Source organism: Pseudoalteromonas sp. Z1A6 (genome assembly GCF_011378745.1).
Classification (GTDB): domain Bacteria; phylum Pseudomonadota; class Gammaproteobacteria; order Enterobacterales; family Alteromonadaceae; genus Pseudoalteromonas; species Pseudoalteromonas arctica.
In genome coordinates, this window is record NZ_WTKW01000537.1 from 1 (window position 1) to 1,854 (window position 1,854).

The 1,854-nt window shown below is 38.2% G+C and carries 2 protein-coding genes; one reads left to right on the forward strand and one right to left on the reverse strand.

What is annotated here, in order from left to right; genetic code table 11:
* Nucleotides 1–111 precede the first annotated feature (111 nt).
* Nucleotides 112–1,209, forward strand: a complete 1,098-nt coding sequence (locus tag GQR46_RS19240) for a polysaccharide lyase family 7 protein (RefSeq protein ID WP_165742133.1) — start codon at nucleotides 112–114, stop codon at nucleotides 1,207–1,209.
* On the opposite strand, the gene GQR46_RS19245 is transcribed toward GQR46_RS19240, so the two are convergent.
* The gene (locus GQR46_RS19245) at nucleotides 1,210–1,611 is read right to left on the reverse strand and encodes an NUDIX hydrolase (protein WP_165727319.1); all 402 of its coding nucleotides are present in this window, start codon (nucleotides 1,609–1,611) and stop codon (nucleotides 1,210–1,212) included. It lies immediately after the preceding gene.
* Between the last annotated feature and the right edge of the window lie 243 nt (nucleotides 1,612–1,854).

The following is a 1,854-nucleotide window of genomic DNA, read 5'->3' on the forward strand; positions in this document are numbered from 1 at the left end:
AAATATTTAATTTTACTAATTGGTAAGTTTTAATTGTTAAATTGGTATGCTAGATTGAGATTAAGCGATGCCTGTACCGCACAATTTTTACTTCATCACACAGAGACAATAATGATAAAAAATACATCCACATTTAAACTTACGGCTTTAGCCGTTATCACCCCTTTACTTTTTACCGCTTGTTCAAGTACCCAAAGCACTAATCAGCAAAGCGATGCGCCAGTACCTGCAACAAAGTTTGATTTATCTCACTGGAAAATAAATGTACCAGTTGATTTAAACAACGACGGTAAAATTGATGAAATAGATGTAGAAGAAATTCAGACTTACGCACACCCTGATTTTTTCTACCTTGATGAAAAAGGCTACATGGTATTTACCTCCCCTAATAAAGCGCTTACAAGTGCTAACTCTACTAATACCCGTAGTGAACTTAGACAGATGATCCGTGGATCAAATACTAAAATTAAAACTAAACATTCTAAAAACAATTTTGCTTTAGCTGTTCACCCGCTATCTGACCGATTTGGCTCTGTTGGTGGAAAAATGGAAGCAACATTAAAAGTAGATCACGTTGCGCTACGTGCGACTGATCCTGATAAAAAAGCAGCTTACTCGGTTGTTGTAGGACAAATTCACGCGGGTAAAGATCAGGCACTTATTGATACCAAGCTTGGTTATGGCTGGGGCAATGAGCCACTTAAAATATATTACAAAAAATGGCCAGGACACAAAACAGGCTCAGTTTTTTGGAACTACGAACGTAACTTAGCTAAAACGAATCCTGACCGTACAGACATTACTTACCCTGTTTGGGGTAATACATGGGAAAACCCTAACGAGCCAGGCAACGCCGGTATTTCACTAGGTGAAGAATTTAGCTACACGGTAAATGTGTATAAAAATGTTATGCACCTTACATTTAGCGCACAAGGCAAAGAAGACGTTAACTACTCTATTAACTTAGGTAATAACGTAGATGCTTATGGCAAAGTGGACGAAAAAGATCATCCACATGGCTACGCAGCAGATTGGCATTACTTTAAAGCCGGCGCTTATAACCAATGTAGTACTAAAAGCGCGAAAGGTATTTGGTACCCAGGTTGTTTAGGTACTGGCGATTGGTCTACAGATAAACAAAATGGCGATTACGCTCAAGTAAGCTTTAGTAAACTAGAGTTAAGTCCAGCGACACCGCCAACAAAATAACTAGGCTAGTACAGCCTCAGATAAGTAATTTTTTAGTGATGTAAACAGTGGCGTTGGTAGATTATTAATATCGCACCAGCGCCACTTTAAACATTTATTAGGCTCTTTAAGTTCAGGCTCTCCGCCTTCAAAGTCAGCTTTTACATACAACGTAATATAGTGTTTGCTCTCTGCTGTAAAAATATCATTGGTAAAATCAAGCTTAGTAATTTTACTTACCTTTAAACCTGTTTCTTCAAACACTTCTCGTATTGCACATTGCTCAACACTTTCACCAAACTCTAAATGCCCACCAGGTGTTGCCCATGTATTAGCACCATGCGCGCCAATACGCTCACCTAGTAAAATTGTGTTTTGATGCTTTATGATAACCGCAACCCCTACTCTTACTACGTTACTCATATCGTGTTTTCTCTTGTTTTTACTGCCCGCCATGCTGAACCACACACTTTGTATTGTCAATTTTGTATTTTTAAAACCAGTGCATTGATTAACTTTTAGCCGACCAAGGTCGAATAGCTTGCTTGCTAAAAAAAGCCTACATTTTGTAAGGTCTCTCACACACAAATTTAGTTTTAGGAGCCTTACATGTCAGGCAAATATAAACAGCAATATAATGCCTTTAAAAAAAACCCAGCCCAATTT